This is a genomic window from Pelagibacterium sediminicola (genome assembly GCF_003390885.1).
In the GTDB taxonomy this organism is placed as follows: Bacteria; Pseudomonadota; Alphaproteobacteria; order Rhizobiales; family Devosiaceae; genus Pelagibacterium; species Pelagibacterium sediminicola.
The window spans coordinates 159,299-180,377 of the sequence record NZ_QMEL01000001.1 but is presented as its reverse complement, the minus strand read 5'-3'; the positions used below and the strand labels follow the sequence as shown (position 1 = coordinate 180,377).

18 protein-coding genes are annotated in these 21,079 nt (G+C 65.2%); 13 read left to right on the top strand and 5 right to left on the bottom strand.

The features are described 5' to 3' along the window. Positions 1 to 87 precede the first annotated feature (87 nt). Complete coding sequence (locus DQG18_RS00825) at positions 88 to 1,209, top strand: NADH:flavin oxidoreductase/NADH oxidase (RefSeq protein ID WP_116652331.1); 1,122 nt, start codon at positions 88 to 90, stop codon at positions 1,207 to 1,209. 14 nt (positions 1,210 to 1,223) lie between these two features. Here the strand turns inward: DQG18_RS00825 and DQG18_RS00820 are convergent, their stop codons facing one another. Both DQG18_RS00820 and DQG18_RS00815 read right to left on the bottom strand, forming a co-directional pair. After that, positions 1,224 to 3,614: a glycoside hydrolase family 2 protein gene (locus DQG18_RS00820; RefSeq protein WP_245958327.1), complete on the bottom strand. Its 2,391-nt coding sequence runs from the start codon at positions 3,612 to 3,614 to the stop codon at positions 1,224 to 1,226. A gap of 11 nt (positions 3,615 to 3,625) precedes the next feature. Further along, positions 3,626 to 4,501, bottom strand: coding sequence for a helix-turn-helix domain-containing protein (locus DQG18_RS00815; protein ID WP_116652766.1), 876 nt, complete (start codon positions 4,499 to 4,501; stop codon positions 3,626 to 3,628). 99 nt (positions 4,502 to 4,600) lie between these two features. Here DQG18_RS00815 and pobA point away from each other — a divergent pair, with 99 nt between their 5' ends. Further along, a complete protein-coding gene (gene pobA / locus DQG18_RS00810) occupies positions 4,601 to 5,773 on the top strand; it encodes a 4-hydroxybenzoate 3-monooxygenase (protein WP_116652330.1) in 1,173 nt (390 codons plus the stop codon). Between the two features lie 76 nt (positions 5,774 to 5,849). After that, complete coding sequence (locus DQG18_RS00805; RefSeq protein ID WP_157969951.1) at positions 5,850 to 6,365, top strand: DUF2937 family protein; 516 nt, start codon at positions 5,850 to 5,852, stop codon at positions 6,363 to 6,365. 309 nt (positions 6,366 to 6,674) lie between these two features. Here the strand turns inward: DQG18_RS00805 and DQG18_RS00800 are convergent, their stop codons facing one another. Both DQG18_RS00800 and DQG18_RS00795 read right to left on the bottom strand, forming a co-directional pair. Continuing rightward, entirely contained in the window at positions 6,675 to 8,594 is a 1,920-nt protein-coding gene (locus DQG18_RS00800; RefSeq protein ID WP_245958347.1) for a heavy metal translocating P-type ATPase, read from the bottom strand. 95 nt (positions 8,595 to 8,689) lie between these two features. Next, complete coding sequence (locus tag DQG18_RS00795) at positions 8,690 to 9,613, bottom strand: LysR family transcriptional regulator (RefSeq protein ID WP_116652327.1); 924 nt, start codon at positions 9,611 to 9,613, stop codon at positions 8,690 to 8,692. A 201-nt stretch (positions 9,614 to 9,814) separates the two neighbouring features. Here DQG18_RS00795 and DQG18_RS00790 point away from each other — a divergent pair, with 201 nt between their 5' ends. From DQG18_RS00790 to DQG18_RS00780, 3 genes are all read left to right on the top strand, one after another. Next, positions 9,815 to 10,036 (top strand): heavy-metal-associated domain-containing protein, encoded by a 222-nt coding sequence (locus DQG18_RS00790; RefSeq protein WP_116652326.1) that lies wholly within the window; start codon positions 9,815 to 9,817, stop codon positions 10,034 to 10,036. Positions 10,037 to 10,122: 86 nt separating this feature from the next. Beyond that, positions 10,123 to 12,072 carry a heavy metal translocating P-type ATPase gene (locus tag DQG18_RS00785; RefSeq protein WP_116652325.1) on the top strand — a complete coding sequence of 650 codons (1,950 nt, stop codon included), beginning with the start codon at positions 10,123 to 10,125 and terminating at the stop codon, positions 12,070 to 12,072. A gap of 95 nt (positions 12,073 to 12,167) precedes the next feature. After that, positions 12,168 to 12,812 carry a DUF924 family protein gene (locus tag DQG18_RS00780; RefSeq protein ID WP_116652324.1) on the top strand — a complete coding sequence of 215 codons (645 nt, stop codon included), beginning with the start codon at positions 12,168 to 12,170 and terminating at the stop codon, positions 12,810 to 12,812. 4 nt (positions 12,813 to 12,816) lie between these two features. Here the strand turns inward: DQG18_RS00780 and DQG18_RS00775 are convergent, their stop codons facing one another. Continuing rightward, entirely contained in the window at positions 12,817 to 13,032 is a 216-nt protein-coding gene (locus tag DQG18_RS00775; RefSeq protein WP_425454199.1) for a heavy-metal-associated domain-containing protein, read from the bottom strand. Between the two features lie 161 nt (positions 13,033 to 13,193). Here DQG18_RS00775 and DQG18_RS00770 point away from each other — a divergent pair, with 161 nt between their 5' ends. From DQG18_RS00770 to DQG18_RS00740, 7 genes are all read left to right on the top strand, one after another. Next, positions 13,194 to 15,725, top strand: a complete 2,532-nt coding sequence (locus DQG18_RS00770) for a heavy metal translocating P-type ATPase (RefSeq protein ID WP_116652322.1) — start codon at positions 13,194 to 13,196, stop codon at positions 15,723 to 15,725. Positions 15,726 to 15,793: 68 nt separating this feature from the next. Next, positions 15,794 to 16,246 carry a Cu(I)-responsive transcriptional regulator gene (gene cueR / locus DQG18_RS00765; RefSeq protein WP_116652321.1) on the top strand — a complete coding sequence of 151 codons (453 nt, stop codon included), beginning with the start codon at positions 15,794 to 15,796 and terminating at the stop codon, positions 16,244 to 16,246. A 105-nt stretch (positions 16,247 to 16,351) separates the two neighbouring features. Continuing rightward, entirely contained in the window at positions 16,352 to 17,632 is a 1,281-nt protein-coding gene (locus DQG18_RS00760) for an extracellular solute-binding protein (protein WP_116652320.1), read from the top strand. An 84-nt stretch (positions 17,633 to 17,716) separates the two neighbouring features. Beyond that, positions 17,717 to 18,607, top strand: a complete 891-nt coding sequence (locus DQG18_RS00755; RefSeq protein ID WP_116652319.1) for a carbohydrate ABC transporter permease — start codon at positions 17,717 to 17,719, stop codon at positions 18,605 to 18,607. After that, positions 18,604 to 19,443: a carbohydrate ABC transporter permease gene (locus tag DQG18_RS00750; protein ID WP_116652318.1), complete on the top strand. Its 840-nt coding sequence runs from the start codon at positions 18,604 to 18,606 to the stop codon at positions 19,441 to 19,443. Before DQG18_RS00755 ends, DQG18_RS00750 begins: the two co-directional genes overlap by 4 nt. Then, complete coding sequence (locus DQG18_RS00745) at positions 19,440 to 20,321, top strand: ROK family protein (RefSeq protein ID WP_116652317.1); 882 nt, start codon at positions 19,440 to 19,442, stop codon at positions 20,319 to 20,321. Before DQG18_RS00750 ends, DQG18_RS00745 begins: the two co-directional genes overlap by 4 nt. Next, a complete protein-coding gene (locus DQG18_RS00740) occupies positions 20,318 to 21,064 on the top strand; it encodes a GntR family transcriptional regulator (protein ID WP_116652316.1) in 747 nt (248 codons plus the stop codon). The genes DQG18_RS00745 and DQG18_RS00740 overlap by 4 nt, the downstream gene beginning before the upstream one ends. The last annotated feature ends 15 nt before the right edge of the window (positions 21,065 to 21,079 follow it).

Below are 21,079 nucleotides of genomic sequence, written 5' to 3'. Positions count from 1 at the left end.
ATCACCTCCGGACCTACACTGAGATCGAACTCGATTGACGCGATGAATCGATTCCCATCGCCTCTTCAAGAAGAATGTGGAGCCCCCATGCCCGATCCCAAATTGTTCGCGCCATTGACCGTTGGCCGGTTGCAACTGCGCAATCGCATCACCATCGCGCCGATGTGCCAGTATTCGGCGGTCGATGGCCGCATGAGCGACTGGCACGTCATCCATCTTGGGCATCTGGCGCTTTCGGGAGCCGCGCTGCTGACCATCGAAGCGACCGCCGTTTTGCCGGAAGGGCGGATCTCCTATGGCGATGTGGGCCTGTGGGACGAGGCGACCGAGGACGCGATGGGCCGCGTGCTGGAAAGCGTGCGCCGCTGGTCCGATATGCCGATCGCGATCCAGTTGGCCCATGCCGGGCGCAAGGCCTCGACCGAGGTACCCTGGAAGGGCGGCGCGCAGCTTTCGCCCGATCATCCCGATGGCTGGCAGACGGTCGCGCCCTCCGCACTTCCGTTCAAACCCCATGAAAACACTCCGCAGAGTCTGGATCGGGAGGGGCTCCTCCGGGTGCGCGACGCTTTTGCAGCCGCGGCGGCGCGAGCGGCTCGGCTTGGGATCGACGCCATCCAGATTCATGGCGCCCATGGCTATCTCCTCCATCAATTCCTCTCCCCGCTCTCCAACCGCCGCGACGACGAATATGGCGGCAGCCTGGAAAACCGGATGCGCTTTCCGCTTGAAGTGTTTGATGCCGTAAGGAACGCATTTCCAGCCGATCGTCCGGTGACCATGCGGCTTTCGGGCACCGATTGGGTGGAGGGCGGCTGGGATATCGGGCAGACCATTGAACTGGCCCGGGCGCTGGAGGCGCGCGGCTGCGCGGCGATCAACATGTCGAGCGGGGGGCTCGACGCGCACCAGCAGATCGCGGCCGGACCCGGCTATCAGGTGCCGCTGGCCCGTGCCGTCAGGCAGGCGACCGGCATGCCCGTGGTCGCGGTCGGGCTGATCACCGGGTTCGAGCAGGCCGAGGCGATCATCGCCACGGGCGATGCCGACATGGTGGGACTGGCCCGCACGATCCTTTACAACCCGCGCTGGCCATGGCACGCCGCCGCGCATCTGGGCGCAAACGTCAGCGCGCCCGACCAATATCTGCGGTCGGCGCCGCAACAATATCGGGCGCTGTTCGACCTCAAGGAGAGCGGGGAGAGTTGAGGGGGGAAGAACCTTCAAGAGCCGTCCTCTATAGCGATCTCGACGCTCACCACACCGCCGCGCCCGCTTTCAACCCGCGCCATGGCCGTTCCCGGTCCCGTCGCCCGCAGCCAGAACGCGGTGGTTCCGCCCCTCAGGCTCACCAGCGATGGCCCGATCAGCTCCGCCGGGCCTTCGAGCCCAATCGTTACAGGCTCGAAGAGCCAGGGCAGGATGTTTCCCGCCTGATCGCGCGCCCGCACCGCCACGCGCACCGCGTCGAAAACGCCGATCCGGCTGCGGTCGGGTGCCACCTCCAGCCGGTCGAGCACCGGGTCGGCCACAAAGCGCACGGTCTTGACCGGCCTGCCCCCGATCAGCCCGGTGATGGTGCCGCCCTCCCATGGCGTGCCCCACGCCCCGAACTCTCCGGCGGAAAAATCATCACGCTCAAGCATCACCGGCGGGTGCGGCAGATGCGGAAAGCGCTTGCGGTCCGGCAAAAACCGGCGCGGCGCCTCGGACCCGAAGGCGATCTCGATCTCCTCGCAATTGGTCAGCACCATCAGCGGCAGGATGCCACCCGCATTGCGCTCGCCACGCGCCCAATGGGTGACGGGCTTTACGATCACTTCGTCCTCGGGTTCGCACTGGCTGGCATAGGCGAAGGCGGCAAATTTTGGCTCGCGGAACATGTCCATCACCCCATGATGGCAGATGCGGTCGCCGGCGCCGAAATCCTTGTGGGTGTTGTAATCGAAGGCGCACCAGCCGATGGCCCCCGCGATCTGCGGGTCGCCATAGGCGGCGTCGAGCACTTCGAGATGGCGCAGCACGTGCTCGGCCTGCCGCTGCTCGGGATCAAAGCTCTTGGTGGGGAACATGTGCCCGTTATATTCGGTAACGAGATAGGGGACGGGCGCGGCCAGCCCCGTCACCTCGGCGGGCGGGCGCAAGGGCGTGCGGGGGCGGTTGCCGCCCAGCTCTTCCTCGCCCAGCACGAAATCGTTGATGGTATAGACATCCTCGATAAGTTCGCTTTCGGCCAAAAACCGCACCCCGCCGGTCTGGCGCGTACTGTCCAGCTCGTGGGCCAGCGCGTTGGTGCGGGTATAAAATTCATGGTCGTCGCGGCTTTCGTTGATCCGCACGCCCCAGAGAACGATCGCCGGGTGATTCCAGTCGCGAGCGATCATGCGGCGGACGTTTTCGACCGCCTCGTCTTTCCACTCCTTGCCGCCGATATGCTGCCAGCCGGGGATTTCCTCAAAGACCAGCAACCCAAGCTCGTCGCACCGGTCCAGGAACCATGGCGATTGCGGGTAGTGAGCGGTGCGCACGATGTTGAGCTTGAGATCGCGCTTCAAGATCTCGGCGTCGCGTTCCTGCGCTGACCGCCCCAGCGCATAGCCCACATAAGGAAAGGACTGATGGCGGTTGAGCCCACGAAGCTTGAGGTGCCGCCCGTTCAAAAAGAACCCTTGTGACCGGAATTCGGCACTGCGGAACCCGAACCGCACCGCCGCCTTATCGCGCCCATGCGGGGTTTCGAGCACCAATTCGAGCGTGTAGAGCGCGGGATTGCCGATGTCCCACAGCGCAATGCCCTCAAGCTCGTCCAGCGCCAGCTCAATGGTTCCGCTGCACCCCTCATCCGACCTTTCGCTTCGCGAAAGCCCACCTTCTCCCTCAAGGGGAGAAGGGTAGCCGGGGCTCCCCGGTTCCTGAGCCCCCCTCTCCCCTTGCGGGACTTCGAGGCGATGGCGCAGCCACCAATCGCTCCAGTGGAGCGATCGGAGCCGAAGAAGGGTTTTGGGTGAGGGGTACAGCGATGCTTCAGCAATGGCCACCTCCCGCCCCTCGCCATCGAGAAGCCTTGCCGTCACTGTTCCCGACAGTGTCAAACCCTGCGGGTTGGAGATCTCCACCCGCACCTGCACCGATTTTTTCGCCGCCAGGGGATCGGGCGTCTCGACCTTGCAATTGCTCAGGAAGACCGGCGCGGTCACGCGCACCCACGCCTCGCGGTAAAGCCCCGCATAGGTCAGATAATCGATCTGGCCGCCAAAGGGCGGAATCCGGGGGTTCTCGCTGCCATCGACGGTGACGGAGAGGACGTTTTCCCCGTCCCGCAAGCGCCCGGTCAGCCGCGCCTCGAAAGGCGTATAGCCGTCGCTGTGCCGCGCGATCTCCTCGCCATTGAGGGCAACCCGCGCATCGGCCATCGCCGCCTCGAAGACGACGGCGATTTCCTGCCCCCTCCAGTCCGGGTCGGCGGTGAAGCGCTTTTCGTAGGTGAAGGCGCGCTGGTAGGCCGTCTCGTCGAAATAGGTGAGCGGCAGGTCCACCGCGTTGTGGGGGAGGCGCACGGAGCTTTGGCCCTCGAACATCCAGCCACCGCTAAAATCGATGAGATTCCGCCGCATCTGCGCCCGCCTTATCTCGAGGTGATCGTATTGCGCAGCGCCTTTGGGCTTTGCCCGACGCGCCGTGTGAAGAACCGGGAAAAATAGGCCGGGTCGGGATAGCCGAGCAGGATGCCGATCTCCTTGACCGAAAGCACCGAAAACTGGAGATAGCGCCGCGCTTCGAGTACAATCCGCCGCTCGATGACGCCAAGGGCTGATGCCCCGAAAATCTGGCGGCAGACGCGGTTGAGGTGGGTGGGGGTGATGCCCAGTCTCGAAGCGTAGAACCCGATCTTGCGGGTGTCGCGATAATGGGTGTCGACCAGCGCGAGAAAGGCGCGGCCGTGCCGTGCCGGGACCTCGCCCTCCTCGCGCGTGTTGCGTGTGGCGGCAAGGTCGAGCCGATAGAGCGAAACGAGCAAAAGCGTCAGTTGCGCGCGCAGCGCCGCCTCCTGGCCCGGCGCGCGATGGTCGGCCTCGGCGATCAGTCGCCTGATGGCGATATCGATCTGTCCCTTCCCCACCACCCCTTCGACGGGTTTTAAGATACCGGGGCGGTTGAGCCCGTGACTTTCCTCGCCGATATCGGCAAGCGCGGCCTGCACGTCGCGGGCGAAAAAGGTCAGCACCACTCCTTCGATGTCGGAGGAAAATTCAAAACCGTGCACCGAGAACGGGGGCAGGACCATGATGGCGGGCGGGGCGACCTCGACGGCTTCCCCGTCGATCACCACCGAGGCCCGGCCGTCCGAAACATAAATGAGCTGGTAAAGCGCATCGTGGCGGTGGGCGGCGATCCTGAAACCGTAGAGACGGGACCGCGAGGTGATGGTTTCCCAGTGCAGCCAATGCTCGCCATTGCTCTGCCGTTCGCCATAAAGCGCGTAAGTGGGGATCGCCGTCATGTTGGGATAATCCAACACTTTGTTGCGGCTGTCCATTGGCGGCGGGCGCGGGGAGGCGCAAAACTGCCGGCCAGGTTGTATACATGGGAGAATGGACACATGCGCACGCAGGTTGCGATCATCGGGGCGGGGCCTGCGGGGCTGACCTTGGGGCGGCTGCTCGAACGCGCCGGGATCGATGCGATCATCATCGAGCAGCGCAGCGCCGATTATGTGCTCGGGCGCATCAGGGCCGGGGTGCTCGAGCAAAGCTCGGTGGACCTTTTGCGCGCGATCGGCGCGGGCGCACGCATGGACGAAGAGGGGCTTTTTCACGACGGGGTGGAGTTGTCTTTTGACGGGGACACGCTGCGCGTCGATTTCAACGAACTGGTGGGCCGCCGGGTGATGGTCTATGGCCAGACCGAGGTGACCCGCGACCTGATGGACGCGCGTGCCGCATCGGGGGCCGTTTCCATCTATGGGGCCCAGGACGTCGCCATCCATGATTTCGACGGCGCCGCCCCGCGCGTCACCTATAAAAAGGACGGGCGGGATTTCGAGATCACGTGCGATTTCATCGCCGGGTGCGACGGCTATCACGGGGTGACGCGCGCATCGGTCCCGGCGGGCGCGGTCACCGGGTTCGAGCGCGTCTATCCGTTTGGCTGGCTCGGGGTTCTCGTCGACCAGCCGCCCGTTTCAGAAGAATTGATCTACGCCCATCACGCGCGCGGTTTTGCGCTGTGCTCGATGCGCTCGCAAACCCGGTCGCGCTATTATGTGCAGGTGCCGGCTGGCGAAGTGGTCGAGGACTGGTCCGATGACCGGTTCTGGGAAGAATTGCGCGCCCGCCTCAACCCCGAGACCGCCGAAACGCTCAAGACCGGCACGCCGATCGAAAAATCCATCGCGCCCCTGCGCAGTTTCGTTGCCGAACCCTTGCGCTTCGGGTCGATGTTCCTTGCCGGGGACGCCGCCCATATCGTGCCGCCCACCGGGGCCAAGGGCCTCAACATGGCGATCCACGACGTTGCCGTGCTCGCCGAGGCGCTGACCGAACGTTACGGGGAAAAATCGAACGCCGGGATCGACGCCTATTCGGCAAGAGTGCTCGAAAACACCTGGCGCACCGAGCGGTTCTCGTGGTGGATGACCCAGCTCTTGCACACCTTCCCCGAGACCGGCGATTTCGGCCGCCGCATCCAGCGCGCCGATTTCGATTATCTGAGGGTCTCGCGCATCGCCCGGCAATCGCTGGCCGAGAACTATACGGGCTTTAAGAGCGCCTAACCCCGAAGGCTTGCCGAAAACCGGTCCCGATCCCATGATAGACCCCTGGCGAAGAGGGCCGTGGAAGGGTTTTGGGATGAAACGGCTGATATGTCTTGCTGGGGCGGTCATCGGGGCGGCGGGCGTCTCGCAGGTCCCCGAGTTCTCTCAGCAATACGCCCAAAGGCTGGGCGGGGCGATCGACGAGCTTTCCGCGGTCATCGCGCGGTTCGACGCGGATGCGGCGGCGAGCGGGCTCAGCCGCACCGAAGGGCTGGAGCGCTATAGCGGCAGCCCCGACGCCTTTCTGGTCGATCGCGGGCAATCGATGGAAGCGGTCTTTACGCGGCACGGACAGTTCGTCGCCCAGCGCCGGGCGTTCGATACCGCCGCCCCGCTCGAAAAGCTCCCCGCCCTGACGCGCTATTTCGATACCGATGTGGGCGCGGCGGCGCTCGAAGATTATGAGCCCGCCATACCGGTCACCGCCGAGGGCCTCGCCTATGCAGCGATCGGGCTGGGGCTGGGTTATTCCGTGGTCTGGACGATCTGGACCCTTATCGCCGCCCCGTTCCGGCGGCGGCGCGAGGCGCCAAAGGTTCGCGCACATTAGATCGCTTCAGGTTCTGACGGAATTGTCGAGGTTCCTCTGATTGCGGCGGGATCGATCTGGGTGACAAGCGGGAATGGGGCGGCATCGGCCAAAGCCGCCAATGTCATTCCGGGACTCGTTCCCCGCAATCCCAGCGCGATCCACCCCCAACCGCCCCGGCAGGCCGTTTCCATCAAAACCTGAAACGATCCAAAAGCAGGACAGGGCTTGATGGGATCGCAAACGCCGTGGGTATGTTGGACCGCGCCGGACCCCACGACCGCGTTCAGCAATGACATCGGTGTTTTCGGCTGAAACCCGGCAGACCATTCACGCAGCCCGCCGCGCGATCTTTCTGTGATAGGCATGGCGTGGAACCGGTTGACCCATCGCCGGCGGTGAGGCCGGCGTCCTTCCCGTGCCGCGGATAGGGTCCCTGAGGAGCCGTAGCCCGTTCAGCACCACCAGAACCGTGCCGCCTTCATGGCCGATGACCGCGAGCGGCAACGGCAACTCGAAGAACAGGCCGCCAATGATCAGAACCGCCATGGCGCCGATGGCAAAGGTCAGGTTCTGGCGGATGATCGCCGCAGTCCGGCGGGCCAGCCGGTGCGCGTCGGCCAGCCTGCCCATGTCTTCGGAAAGCAGCGCGACATCGGCGGCCTGGAGCGCGACGTCCGAACCGGCAGCGCCCATGGCGATGCCCACATCGGCGCGCGCGAGAGCGGCTGCATCGTTGACGCCGTCGCCCACGAATGCCACCCGGCCCATCCCGGCAAGCTGGCTCACCATCGCGACCTTGTCTTCGGGCAGCATGTCTGCGGTGATCTCCTCGGGCTTCAGCCCAAGCTCGTCGCCGATCCGCAACGCCACCGGCAGGCGGTCGCCCGTCATCATGACGATCTTTTCGACCCCGCCCTCGCGCAGCGCGGCAAGGGCGGGTTCAGAGGTTGCGCGCGCCGTATCGGCGACGGTGAGCGCGCCCAGCACGCGGGAGTCCCGTCCGGCATAGATGACCGTCTGGGTATCGGCGGCCAAGGCCAGCAGCGCCGGATGATCGATAGCCGCTCCCATCTGGGCGGCAAGGCGCGGATTGCCCGCCCAAAGCTCGCTTTTGCCATCGCTGCCCACGATCCCCGCGCTTGGCCGCGTGGCGACATCGCTCACTTCTGCGGGCACGACACCGCGGAGGGCTGCCTCCTTTCGGATCGCCGCTGCGCTGTGGTGTTCGGAATGGGCCTCGAGACCGGCAAGCAACGAGAGGAAACCGTCCTCGTCGCCATCGAGCGCCACCATCTGCGTCACCGATGCCTTGCCCGTCGTCAGCGTGCCGGTCTTGTCGAAGGCGAAGGTGTCGACATCGGCAAGGGTTTCGAGCGCGGCGCCGCCCTTGAACAGCACGCCGCCGCGCGCTGCGGCCGAGAGCGCCGACAGGATCGCGGCGGGCACCGAGATGACGATGGCACAGGGGCTTGCCGCCACCAGCAGGGTTGCCGAGCGATAGAGTGCGTCTCCCCAGTCGCGTCCGAGCAGGTAAAAGACCGCAAAGGCAAGGGCGGCGCCCGCCATCACCGCGATGGTGTAGCGTTGCCCGAACCATTCGCTGAACCGTTCGGACGGCGCTTTGGCGGCCTGTGCCTCGGTGACCAGCGCAATCATGCGCGCCACTGTGCTTTCGGCGATCGTCTTGATCACCTTCGCCTCAAGAACGCCATCGATATTGACGGTGGCTTCAAAAATCTGCGCGCCGGGCTCCTTGGCGACCGGCATGGATTCGCCGGTGATATTTGCTTCATCGAGAGAGCCGCGGCCGCTGACGATGGCCGCGTCGGCGGGTACGCGCGCGCCGGGACGCAACACGACGATATCGTCCACTTCGAGGTCGGCAGCCGGAATTTCCGCGACCGTCCCATCCGGTCCCTTGCGCAACGCCGTCTCGGGGCGCAGCGCCATCAGGGCTTCAATGGCCCGGCGGGCGCGGCCAAGCGCGCGTTCTTCCAGCGTGGTCGAGATGCTGAAGAGCGTCAGTAGCACCGCCCCCTCGAACGGGGCGCCGACCGCCGCCGCCGCGACGGCCGCAACAACCATCAAAAGGTCGATATCGAGGATATGTTCCTGCCACAAGGTAACGCCCGCCCGCCAGCCTGCCGGCAGCCCGCCCGCCAGATAGACGAGAGAAAGCCCCACAAACGAGACAAGGCTGGCGGTATCGCCCTCAAGGGGCCACAGGGCGAGAATGGCCAGTATCATCCCGAGGACGGTGAGCGTCGTCAGGACAATCGAGCGATCGAGGTCGAAGAGGGTTTTCAAGGGCTTCTCCTTGCCGCCATCGCGGTTGTTCTCAATCATGGTGCGGATATGATTTCGGCGCCATCGCCGCCAAGCCTTCCTTCAAGAAGCGGCGCTTCCTTCAGCAGTGCATCGGCCAGGAAATCGAGGAGTGCCCGGATACGCGCCGTCCTGCGCAGATCTTCGTGAGTCAAAAGCCAAAGATCGAGGGTAAAATCGTCGGGCAGCGGCGCGACACGCGCAAGATCGGGCTCGAGATCGGCAATGCCGCACGGCAGCGGCGCAAGCCCCAGGCCCGCCTTGGCGGCAGCGAGGGCCGCCGCCACGGAATTGGCGCGCAAGGCTGGCGTAACGCCGGGCAGGAAACTGGTAAAACGCCGGACCAGTGCCGCGTGTTCGGCGTCAAAACCGATCCAGTCGTGCTGCGCAAGATCGGGCCCGATATGGCTGTCGTAATAATCGGCGCTGCCATAAACGGCAAAGACCAGCCTGCCGGCACGGCGGCCCACCAGGCTTTCCGGCGGCTCATTGCCGACGCGCAGCGCCACATCCGCCTCGCGCCGGCTAAGACTGAGCGTGGCATTGCCGACGACGAGTTCGATCTCGATGCCGGGATAGGCCTTGCGGAAGCTCGCAAGATGGCGCGGCAGAAGGCCAAAGGCGAGCATGTCGATGGTGGTGACGCGCACCGTTCCGCTCAGGCGCAGATCCTGCCCCGTCACCATGCGGCTCAGCCCCGCAATTTCATCTTCGACCCGTAGCGCTCCCGCCTGCATTTCTTCTCCTGCAGGGGTCAGCAGATAGCCATTCGGCAAACGTTCGAACAGGCGTACGCCCAATCCATCCTCGAAGGCGCCGATGCGGCGGAATACGGTCGAATGGTTGACGCCGAGTGCCCGCGCCGCGCCGGAAAGCGTTCCCGACCTTGCGACCGCAAGGAAGAGGCGCAAGTCATCCCAATTGCCGACCTGTGCGTTCACGCAAGAAATCCCTCAAGTTTTCGGGGGCAAGCTGCCTATACCTCCACTATAGACGCCTGTTCTCCTTATTACCAAGTCGTTATCCTGTGCAATTATGCAAGGGCAGCTTGTCCGGTTCGCCAATCGCGTTGCGGGATAAGGGACCATAGATAGGGAGCCGGGGCCGGGCCATTCCCCGCCCGTTCTGAAAGGAGACCGATCATGACCCAGAAGACCATTCTTCGCAGTGACGAACTGTCCTGCCCTTCATGCGTACCCAAGATCGAAAAGGCGTTGAATGCATTGCCGGGGGTTGAAAAGGCGCAAGTGCGCTTCAACACCGGCAAGATCGAGATCGAGCACGATCCCGCGCAATCGAGCGTCGAGGCGCTGGTCGATGCGGTGCGCGGAACCGGCTATGAGGCGCAGCCCGCCGCCTTCTGACCGGTGCATCCCCGCTCCCGCCGCGCCGCACCCCCCGCGCGGCGGGCCCGTTTCCCGAAGATGGATGAAGATGAAAGGAGGATGAGATGAGCACTCTCGTCACCAATATCAGAAGCGCCGTCGCGCATCCGGCGCAGCGGCGCTTCTGGCTGACTATCGGCAGTGGCGGATTGATAGCGGCCGGTCTTGTGGCGCGGTATGGCCTGGGGCTGGTCGAGGTGTGGACCGCGCTGATGGTCGCGGCCACCTTTCTTGCCGGCTCCGACATCGCCATCCGCGCCTGGCGTTCGCTGCGCGTGAAACATTTCAGTATCGAACTGCTCGTGACCGTTGCGGCGGTCGGCGCGCTGTTTATCGGCGAGGTCTGGGAGGCGGCGGCGGTCACTTTCCTGTTCATGTTCGGCGGCTGGCTGGAGGCCCGCACCATGGGGCAGACCCGTGGCGCGCTCAAGGCCCTGCTCGATGCAGCCCCCGCCACGGCGACGGTGCTGCGCGGTGGCGAGTCCGTCGAAGTGCCCGCACATATGGTCCGGCTCGGCGAGACCGTGCTGGTGAGGGCGGGGCAACGCATTCCTGTCGACGGCGAGGTAAGCGAAGGCACCGCCGCAGTGAGCGAAGCCGCGATCACCGGCGAGCCGATGCCGGCCGAAAAGGCGCCCGGTGCCCGTGTCCATGCCGGGACCATCGCCGAAAACGGCCTGCTGCACATCCGCGCCACCGGTGTCGGCGCCGATACGACCCTTGCCCGTATCATCCAGCGCGTCGAGGAAGCGCAGGAGGAAAAAGCCCCGAGCCAGCGCATGATCGAACGCTTCGCGCAGTGGTATACGCCTTCGATCATCCTGCTTGCCGCCGGCACATATGCGGTGACGCAGGACATTCGTCTGGCGCTGACGCTGCTTGTCGTGGGTTGCCCCGGGGCACTGGTCATCTCGACGCCCGTTTCCATCGTTGCCGGTATTGGCCGCGCCGCCCGGAGCGGCATTCTCATCAAGGGCGGACAACATCTGGAGAGTGCCGGCCGCATCGACACGCTGGCGCTCGACAAGACCGGCACGTTGACAGAAGGCAGGCCGCAACTTGCCGCGATCATCGCGCTCGGCAACGTTTCCGAAGCCGAACTCCTGCGCCTGACCGGCACCGTCGAAGCCGGCTCGACTCACCCGCTTGGCCGCCCCATCGTTGAGGCCGCGCGCCAGCAGGGACCGCTGCCGACGCCCGAGGCATTGCAGGAGCACGCCGGCATGGGGCTCAGCGCCCGCATCGACGGCCGCATGATCGCCGCCGGCAATCGGCGCCTGATGGATACGCTCGGCATCAGGCTGGAGACGGAAGGCGAAGCCGCCCTGGAGCACCTGCTCGCCAACGGCCAGACCCCGGTTCTGGTCGCCCGCGACGGTCGGCTGATCGGGCTGCTGGGCCTGTCCGACAGGGTTCGGGAGGGGGCAAAGGAAGCCATCGCCCGGCTGCGCGGCGTCGGCATCAGCCGCGTCGTGATGCTGACCGGCGACCAGCGGGGTGCAGCCGAAGCCATTGCCCGCGAGATCGGGATCGACGAGGTCCATGCCGGCCTGATGCCCGAAGACAAGCTCGATCTCATCCGGCAGATGAAGGCCGATGGCGCCCACGTCGCCATGGTCGGCGACGGCATCAATGACGCACCGGCGCTGGCCGCCGCCGACACCTCGATCGCCATGGGTGCGGCGGGCAGCGATGTCGCCATCGAGACCGCCGACATCGCTCTGCTCAAGGACGAACTGGGCAAGATCCCCGAGGCGATGGCGATCTCGCGGGCGACGCTGGGCAATATGCGCCAGAACCTCGTCATCGCGCTGGTGACGGTGGCGGGTCTGCTGGCGGGCGTGTTTTCCGGCAATGTCCACATGGCCGGCGGCATGCTGATCCACCAGCTCTCGGTGCTGATCGTCATCGCCAACGGCATGCGCCTCTTGCGCGTGCCCAAGGCCGCGGCCACCGGTGCCAGGGCCCCGAAGACAACCGGCGCCCGGCCCGCGGCGGCGGGCGCGCAAAGCTAAGGCCCCCCTCACAGACCTCGCGTCGGTGCGCGGGGTCTCTTGTTTTTGCCGCCTCGACCTCGTCACATTGCTCGCAACTGCCGGAAAGGATCGGCATGAATGCCATGACCGCCCCTTGGAACGACATCCTCGACTTCTGGTTTCCCGAAGGCCGCTCGCTGGGGGTGGAAGCGGAAACGCATCGCCATCATTGGTCATGGCGGCTGCATGGCGGGGCGGATAACGGGATCATCGCGCGCTTTGGCAACATCACGGCCAGCGCAGCGGCAGGCGATCTTGACGGGTGGGCCGCAGACCCCGAAGGCAGGCTGGCGCTTATTATCGTGCTCGACCAGTTTTCCCGTTCGCTCTGGCGCGGCGCCCCGCGCGCCTTCGCGCAGGACCCTGCCGCGCTGTCGCTGGCGATGGAAGGATTTTCAAATGGCCACTATGCCTCCCTGAACGCGCCGTGGTTCAGGGTCGTCTACAGCCAGCCTCTTGGCCATTGCGAAGGTCCCGATCACCTCGAGCGCATCGATCTGCTCATCAAGCTGCGCAAGCAGATCGCTGCAAAAGCCCCCGCTTCCCTTCAGCCGATCTACCAGTCGCTGGTGGAACAGGCCGGTGAGGTGCGCCGGATCATCGCCACCTTCGGCCGCCATCCCCATCGCAACCGGGTTCTGGCCCGGCAATCGACGCCGGCGGAGGAAAGCTATATTGCAAAGGAAGATTTTCCGCACCAAAGGGCGTTTCAGGGCTGATTGCTCAAGGAAGGGCATCTTTCCTTGCCGCATCTGCCGGATAGCCGGCTTGTTCGAGCGCGGCGAGAAGTGCCTGCTCCTGGGCTTTCGTAGTGACCCTGACGTTACGGGACGGCGGATCGGCAATCACCTGCGCCTCCGGATCGACGCTCAGGATGGCGTTGGTCACACGACGCGCGCACCCGCCGCACGTCATCCCGGGAATGATAAATTGCAACACGCGAACGCTCCTTGATGGTCTGTTCGCTGCCGAGGCTGAGCCTTGCCACGATGGCAAGGTCAAGTGCAAATATCGGAAGCGGAATCTCGCCCGGCGGTCTTGACCTTCCCATTGTTGGAAGCCCTATCTGGGGTGCAATGGATTTGAGAAGGAAGACTGCCATGATCAATGCCGTTCCATTGCGCAAGGAAACTGGCACGCTCAGCATCCCGGTCGAAGGGATGACCTGCGCGTCCTGTGTTTCCCATGTGGAAAAGGCCATCGCCAGGCTGCCGGATGTGGCAAGGGTCAGCGTCAATCTGGCAACCGAGCGCGCTGATGTCGCCTTTAACGGCGAGCCCGATGTGGCGGCGGTTGTCCGCGCAGTCGAAAGTGCGGGCTACGATGTGCCGGAAGTCGTAGTCGAGCTGGGCGCAACGGGGATGACCTGCGCGTCCTGTGTCGCCCATGTCGAAAAGGCGGTCATGGCGGTTCCCGGCGTCAACGCCGCCACGGTCAATCTCGCGACCGAACGGGTCAGCGTGCGTCACTTCGCGGGGCTCGCCTCCATCGAGGATATCGAGGCGGCGATCCGTCGCGCCGGTTACGAGCCGCACCGGATCGGCGGCGAAAACGCCGCAGCCGACCGGGAGCAGGAGGCCCGCGAGCGTGAAATGAACGGCCTTCGCCGTTCGCTCTTCATCGCAGCGGTGCTGACCCTGCCCGTTTTCGTCATCGAGATGGGCTCGCACCTCGTGCCTGCCATCCATGATCTGGTGATGCACACCATCGGCACGCAGACGAGCTGGCTGATCCAGTTCGTGCTCACCACCATCGTCCTTTTCGGTCCGGGCCGCCGCTTCTTTGAAAAGGGCGTGCCCGCCATGCTGCGCGGCACCCCGGACATGAATTCGCTGGTGGTTGTCGGCACGTCTGCCGCCTGGGCCTATTCGGTGGTCGCGACCTTTGCGCCGCAATTGCTGCCCGCCGGCACGGCCAATGTCTATTACGAGGCGGCGGCGGTCATCGTCACGCTGATCCTGCTTGGCCGCTATCTCGAAGCCAAGGCCAAGGGCCGCACTTCCGAAGCGATCAAGCGGCTTGTCGGGCTGCAGCCCCGTACCGCGCGCGTCGAGCGCGACGGCCAGACGGTCGAAGTGAAACTCTCCGATGTGCGCTCCGGCGATATCGTCCAGGTCCGCCCCGGCGAGCAGGTGCCCGTCGACGGCGAAGTGGTCGAGGGCAGTTCTTACGTCGATGAATCCATGATCACCGGCGAGCCGGTTCCTGTCGCCAAGGCGGCGGGCGCCGAAGTCGTGGGCGGCACGATCAACAGGACCGGCGCCTTCTCGTTCCGGGCGACCAGGGTCGGTGCCGACACCGTACTGGCGCAGATCATCCGCATGGTCGAGGAGGCGCAAGGGTCGAAACTGCCGATCCAGGCGCTGGTCGACAAGGTGACGGCATGGTTCGTGCCGGCCGTGATGGCGGTTGCAGCAATCACCTTCCTTGTCTGGCTGGTCTTCGGCCCGTCGCCTGCGCTCACCTTCGCGCTGGTCAACGCGGTGGCCGTGCTGATCATTGCCTGCCCCTGCGCCATGGGGCTGGCGACGCCGACCTCGATCATGGTCGGCACGGGCCGCGCCGCCGAGCTTGGCGTGCTGTTCCGCAAGGGCGAGGCATTGCAGGCGCTGCGCGATGTTGCCATCGTCGCGCTCGACAAGACCGGCACGCTGACCAAGGGCCGCCCCGAACTGACCGACCTCACGCCATCCGCCGGTTTCGGGCATGACGAGGTGCTGGCGCTGGTGGCCGCCGTCGAGGCCAGATCCGAACACCCGATCGCTGCGGCCATCGTAGCGGCGGCCGGGGAACGGGGCTTGCCGGTCGATAAGCCGGAAGGCTTTGAGGCGGTTCCGGGCTATGGTGTCGCCGCCACCGTCACCGGCCGCCACGTCGCGGTCGGCGCCGATCGCCATATGAAAAAGCTCGGACATGACGTGGCAGCGTTCACGCAGGAGGCCGCCCGGCTCGGTGGCGAGGGCAAGACCCCGCTTTATGCCGCGATCGATGGCAGGCTGGCGGCGGTGATCGCGGTTGCCGACCCGATCAAGGAGACGACGCCCGAGGCCATCCGCGCGCTGCACGATCTGGGGCTCAGGGTGGCCATGATCACCGGGGACAACCGCGCCACCGCCAAAGCCGTGGCGCGCCAGCTCGGCATAGACGAGGTGGTTCCCGAAGTGCTGCCGGACGGCAAGGTGAAAGCGATCCATGACCTGCGCGCGGGCGATCGTAAACTGGCCTTTGTCGGCGATGGCATTAACGACGCCCCCGCGCTGGCGGAGGCCGATGTCGGGCTCGCCATCGGCACGGGAACGGACATTGCCATCGAATCGGCCGATGTGGTGCTGATGTCGGGCGATCTGCGCGGCGTGGTGAATGCGATTGCGCTGTCGAAAGCAACGATCCGCAACATCAAGCAGAACCTGTTCTGGGCCTTTGCCTACAACGCCGCCCTCATCCCGGTCGCGGCCGGGGTGCTCTATCCGGTTTGGGGCACCTTGCTTTCGCCGGTGCTGGCGGCGGGCGCCATGGCGCTGTCGAGCGTCTTCGTGCTCACCAACGCTTTGCGCCTCAGGGCCTTCAGGCCCGTGCTCGCGGCAGAAGCCGATGCCCCAACCGAAGGGCCGAAAGTTCTGGCGGCCACCTGAACCGCTTGGGCGCAGAGGTGGGGCGCCCCATATGAAAGACGCCAAGGCGTCGAGAAAGGAAAAGACTCATGAATATCGGTGAAGCATCGCGGGCCTCGGGGGTCAGCTCCAAGATGATCCGCTACTATGAGCAGACCGGCCTCATCCCCAGGGCGGCGCGGCGCGACAGCGGCTATCGCGATTACGACGATACCGACGTTCACCGCCTGCGCTTCATCCGCAGCGCGCGCGATCTCGGCTTTACCGTCGAGCAGATCGGTGAGCTCCTTGCCTTGTGGAGCGATCGCGGGCGCGCCAGCGCCGATGTGAAGGCGCTGGCGCTCGATCACGTCGCTGCGCTCAAGCAAAAACAGGCCGAGATTGCCGCCATGATCTTAACGCTCGAAAACCTCGCCGAACGCTGTCACGGCGACGACCGGCCCGATTGCCCGATCATCGAGGGGCTGGCCGAAAACGATAGTGGCCCCGCCGCCAGGGCCAGGCCCCGCCGCTTCGGCAAGGTGGGTGAATGGCGCGCGTAGCGGGCGCCGCTCAAACAATCAAAACTCCTAGTTGACAGGACGACATGTTGTTATAACCTCTTTGCGCAAGGTCGGAGGACCTTTCCAGCTCAAAGGGAAACCATCATGTCTTTTCATCGCGCATTGCCGCTATCGCTGCTGATCGGCGTTTCGGGAGCCACTTACGCCCAGGCGGTCGAAATCAGCTATCTCACCCACTGGTCGCCTGAAACCGTCGCGCTGCTCGAGGGGGCAGCCGACCGGTATGCGCAAGAGCACCCTGACGTCTCGGTCTCGGTGCGCGCGGTTCCGTTCGGCGACCTGCTGACCACCATCCGCTCGCAGAGTGGGTCCTCGGGCCCCACCATTTCGGGCATTTACGACCTCTGGCTGCCCGAACTGGTCCGGGACGGGCTGGTCGACCCCGCGCCGCAAAACGCAACCGATGAGGTCCGGGCTGCCTGGCCGGCCGGCATCGCCGCCGCATCGACGGTCGAGGGCACCGTTTACGGCTATCCCAACGAGATCAACGTCTATGCCCTCAACTACAACAAGGCCCTGTTCGCCGAGGCCGGCATCGAGAACCCGCCGTCGAACTGGGACGAGTTCCTCGCCGCCGCCGAAGCGCTGACCGATCCCGGCAAGGGCCAGCAGGGTTTCGGGCTGATCAATTCGTGGAACTCGGGCGTCGTCCACCCCTTCGCGTCCTTCCTTGTGTCCAATGGCGGCGCGCTGATCGCCGATGGGGCGCCCGCCCTCGATACGCCCCAGGCCGGTGGAGTCTTCGGCCTTTACGACCAGCTTGCGTCCAATGGCTGGTCGCTGCCCGAAATGGGCACCGCCGATGCCAACACCACCGGCCCCTATCTCGATAATTTCGTCTCGGGCCGGACCGGCATGATCGTCATGGCCAACTGGTGGGAAAGCGCGCTGCGCGGCGGCATGGGCGATGATTTCGCCAATATCGGCACGGCCCCGATCCCGGTCGGCCCGTCGGGCGAGGCGCCGAGCTCGATCTCCTATTCGTGGCTGACGGTGGTCAACGCCTCGGCGACCGACGAGGAAAAGGCCGCCGCCTGGGATTTCCTCACCTGGCTCAACGGTGAAGGCACCGGCGAGGACGGCGCTTCGGCCATGGCCGATATCCTGATGTCCATGGGCATCCTGCCCTCGCGCACATCCGATGTCGAAGCCAACGCGGCCGCCCTCGACCGCGACTTCCTTGCCGGTTATGTTTCCGTGCTCGAAAACGCCCAGGCCTTCCCGCTTGTGCTCGGGGGCCAGGAGTTCACCGACGCTCTCCAGCAGATCATCGAAAGCCTCGAATACGGCCAGATCAGCGCAGAGGAGGCGCAGGAGACCGCCCAGGCCGACGCCGAAGTGATCCTCGAGCGCGCCAGCCGGTAACAGCAACCCTTCGACCGGGCGCTCGGGCGCCCGGTTTCCCCTCCCCGCCCAGGCGGGCGAACGACCTCTTTTCGCGGCCAGACCATGCGGACCATATCCCGATCCAATATTGCCGTCATGCTCGGGCCGGCCACCGCCCTGATCGGCTTTTTCATTCTCGTCCCGATGGTGCTCACCATCTGGCTCTCGTTTCACGAGTGGTCCTCGCAAACCGGCTTTTCCGCCGCGCGCTTCGTGGGCCTGCGCAATTTCGAGGATCTGTTTGCGCCCATATCGGTCGGCCGGGATTTCCGCCGCGCCTTTGTCAACACCGCCGTCTATACCGGAATTTCGGTGGTGGTGATGCTGCCGCTCTCGGTGTTGCTGGGCCTTGTCGTCCATCAGCGTGAGGTCCGGGGCGGGCAGTTTCTGCGCACGGTCCTGTTCGCCACCTATATGGTGCCCATGATCGCGGTCGCGCTGGTGTGGTCGAAACTCTATTCGCCCTCCGAAGGACCCATCAACCAGATCCTCGGCTGGGTCGGGATCGGCCCCCAGCCCTGGCTGTCATCACCCCAGACCGCGCTTTATGCGCTGATCGTGCTCAATATCTGGCAGCAGATCGGCTATTTCACCGTTCTCGCCGTTGCCGGGCTCACCCAGATCCCGTCATCGCTTTATGAAGCGGCGCGCATCGATGGCGCCAACCGGGTCCAGAGCTTTTTCGGGGTGACGCTTCCCCTGCTTCGCCGGACGCTCCTGTTTTCGACAGTGGTGGCGGTCATCAACGCGGTCCAGGTGTTCGAGCCGGTGGTGCTGATCACCCAGGGCGGGCCCGCCGGGTCCACCAACGTTCTCACCTACCATATCCGCCGCGTCGGCATCGAGCGGGCCCAGGGCGGCATGGGGTCGGCGATGGCGGTGGCGCTCATGCTCGCGCTCATCGTTGCCGTGGTCGCTATCTTTGCCTTCAACCGCAAGGGAGAAGAGCAATGACCGCCCGGCGCTTCGGTTTCGGCAGGCCGCTTCTGGCGCTGGTGATCATCGGCGTGGCGGTCATCGCCGCCTTCCCGCTGGTCTGGATGGTGCTTTCCAGCCTCAAGACCCCGCAGGAAAGCATGCAGGTGCCGCCCGTATGGCTGCCGCGCAGCCCCAATTTCGAGGCCTATCGCGAAGTCTCCGACGTGATCGATGCCGGGCGCTCGATGCTCAATTCAGCGATCATTGCCACCTCGGCCACCCTTGGCATTCTGATAACCTCGCTGATGGCCGGCTACGCCTTTGCCAAATACAGCTTCAAGGGGCGCGACACGCTCTTTGCCATCATGATTGCCACCATGTTCCTGCCGCCCATCGTGACGCTGATCCCGCTCTACCGGATCGTGAGCGAAATGGGGCTGGCGGGAACCCTTTTTGGTGTCATCCTGCCGCAACTGGGCAATGCCTTCGGCATCTTTCTCATGCGCCAGTTCATCGCCGGGGTCCCCAATGATCTGATCGATGCCGCGCGCGTCGATGGCGCCTCCGAGCTTCGGGTGCTGTTTACCGTCGTTGCCCCGGCCATCGTCCCGGCCATCGCGGCGCTGGCGCTTTTTGCGTTCACCTTCCACTGGAATACCTATCTCTGGCCCCTCACGGTGCTGCAGGGCAACACCGACAACTACCCAATCGTCCTTAGCCTCGGGCGCCTGCTCAGCTACAACCGGGGCGCGATGAACGCCGGGTTCGTGATGGCCGGCGCAACGCTTGCCGTCCTGCCGCCCCTTGTCCTGTTCGTCTTTTTGCAGAAATTCTTCGTCGACAGTATGGTCAGCACGGGAGTGAAGGGATGACCGGCGCCCTCGCCGTTGATCTGGGCGGCACAAATATCCGTGCGGCGGTTTTCCCCCGTGCCCCGCTCGGGCCCGATGCCGTGCCCGAACGCAGGCTGCACGCGGCAGCCCCGGCCAGCCTCGACCGGTTCGTCACGGCCATCCGCGCGCTTCTCGACGAGACAGCCGTCACCGCACTCGGCATAGCCATTCCCGGGCTGGTCGAAGGCGCCACCTGCCGGTGGGCGCCAAATCTCTCCTGGCTTGATGGCGTTGATCTGGAAAGCCTTTTTCCTGGCGTGCGGGTCAGCGCCGCCAACGACGCGCAATTCTCGCTTCTGGCCGAGGCCGCCGCCGGGGCGGCCCGCGGCACCGGCAACGCCATTCTTCTGGCCATCGGCACCGGCATCGGCTCGGGGCTGATGGCCGATGGGCGCATCGTCCGGGGCGTAGGTGGCGCGGCGGTTTCGTTCGGCTGGGCCTGCGCCCGGCACGATGAACCCGGCGACCTGCAGCATGGATGGCTCGAACGGCAGGCATCGGGCCGCGCCCTTGACCGGGCTGCCGCGCGATTGGGGCTTGCCAGCGGCGCGGCGCTCGTCGAGGCCGCCCGCGCCGGCAACACGGACGCCCTTGCTGCGCTGGAGGCCGCCGGCGAAATTCTGGGCGCCGCCCTTGCCGGCGCCGTTGCGCTGGCCGGAACCGAAAGGATCGTCATTGCGGGAAGCGTTTCTGCCGCGCTCGACCTCATCGGTCCCGCCCTTCTGGGCAAGCTCCATGCCCATCTGCCGCCGCATCTGCGCTCGGTCGCCCTTACGCCCGGCGCCTTCGGCGCGCATGCGGCCCTTTGCGGTGCGGCGTTTGCCGCGCATCAACATCCAATCTGGGGAACACCGTGAGCGACAGCTTGAGAATTCGGAAGCCCAACCGGAACCGTCCCGAACCGCTTTGGCATCAGGCCGAACTGGCTTTACGGGCCCTTATCACCGAGGGTGAATGGAAAAACGGCGACCAACTCCCCAACGAGACGCGCCTTACCGAAATGCTGGGGGTGAGCCGCATCACCGTGCGCCACGCCTTGCGCCGTCTCGAAGAGGCGGGGCTTTTGCGCCGGGAGCATGGGCGCGGCACGTTCGTGCGCCGCTCGACCATCGTCGCAGGGATGAGGGGGCTGACGAGCTTTACCGACGAGATGGCCAATCTGGGCGAGGTGATCGGGACCCGCGCGACCAGGGCCAGTGAAATCCCCGCCGACGAGGAGGTCGCAGAAGCCCTGCAACTGGGGATGGGCGATCCCGTGGTCCGGCTGCGCCGCCTCAGGCTCGGCGACGGCAATCCCATCGGCGTCCAGACCGCCTATATTCCCGACTTCCGCGTCCCCGGTTTCCTGCCGCTCGAAGGCGAGTTGGCATCGCTCTACAACACGCTGCGCGACCGCTACGGCATTGTGCCCACCGAGGCCGATGAACTCTATCGCGTCGGCGCGGTGGCCGAGGAAGACGCCGCGCTTCTCGAGGTCGAGCCCGGCACGCCCGCCTTCATCGTGCGGCGCACCACGTTCGATGCGAACGGTCCGTTCGAATACGTTCAGTCGACCATGCGCGCCGACCGCTACGAAATCCGCTCCAAACTGTTCTATTGAAAAAGAAAGGCCATC

Bases quoted from the DNA above. Each gene is read 5' to 3' on its own strand.
- DQG18_RS00825 (WP_116652331.1), top strand. From the start codon at position 88: ATGCCCGATCCCAAATTGTTCGCGCCATTGACCGTTGGCCGGTTGCAA.
- DQG18_RS00820 (WP_245958327.1), bottom strand. From the start codon at position 3,614: ATGCGGCGGAATCTCATCGATTTTAGCGGTGGCTGGATGTTCGAGGGC.
- DQG18_RS00815 (WP_116652766.1), bottom strand. From the start codon at position 4,501: ATGACGGCGATCCCCACTTACGCGCTTTATGGCGAACGGCAGAGCAAT.
- pobA (WP_116652330.1), top strand. From the start codon at position 4,601: ATGCGCACGCAGGTTGCGATCATCGGGGCGGGGCCTGCGGGGCTGACC.
- DQG18_RS00805 (WP_157969951.1), top strand. From the start codon at position 5,850: ATGAAACGGCTGATATGTCTTGCTGGGGCGGTCATCGGGGCGGCGGGC.
- DQG18_RS00800 (WP_245958347.1), bottom strand. From the start codon at position 8,594: ATGATACTGGCCATTCTCGCCCTGTGGCCCCTTGAGGGCGATACCGCC.
- DQG18_RS00790 (WP_116652326.1), top strand. From the start codon at position 9,815: ATGACCCAGAAGACCATTCTTCGCAGTGACGAACTGTCCTGCCCTTCA.
- DQG18_RS00785 (WP_116652325.1), top strand. From the start codon at position 10,123: ATGAGCACTCTCGTCACCAATATCAGAAGCGCCGTCGCGCATCCGGCG.
- DQG18_RS00780 (WP_116652324.1), top strand. From the start codon at position 12,168: ATGAATGCCATGACCGCCCCTTGGAACGACATCCTCGACTTCTGGTTT.
- DQG18_RS00770 (WP_116652322.1), top strand. From the start codon at position 13,194: ATGATCAATGCCGTTCCATTGCGCAAGGAAACTGGCACGCTCAGCATC.
- cueR (WP_116652321.1), top strand. From the start codon at position 15,794: ATGAATATCGGTGAAGCATCGCGGGCCTCGGGGGTCAGCTCCAAGATG.
- DQG18_RS00760 (WP_116652320.1), top strand. From the start codon at position 16,352: ATGTCTTTTCATCGCGCATTGCCGCTATCGCTGCTGATCGGCGTTTCG.
- DQG18_RS00755 (WP_116652319.1), top strand. From the start codon at position 17,717: ATGCGGACCATATCCCGATCCAATATTGCCGTCATGCTCGGGCCGGCC.
- DQG18_RS00750 (WP_116652318.1), top strand. From the start codon at position 18,604: ATGACCGCCCGGCGCTTCGGTTTCGGCAGGCCGCTTCTGGCGCTGGTG.
- DQG18_RS00745 (WP_116652317.1), top strand. From the start codon at position 19,440: ATGACCGGCGCCCTCGCCGTTGATCTGGGCGGCACAAATATCCGTGCG.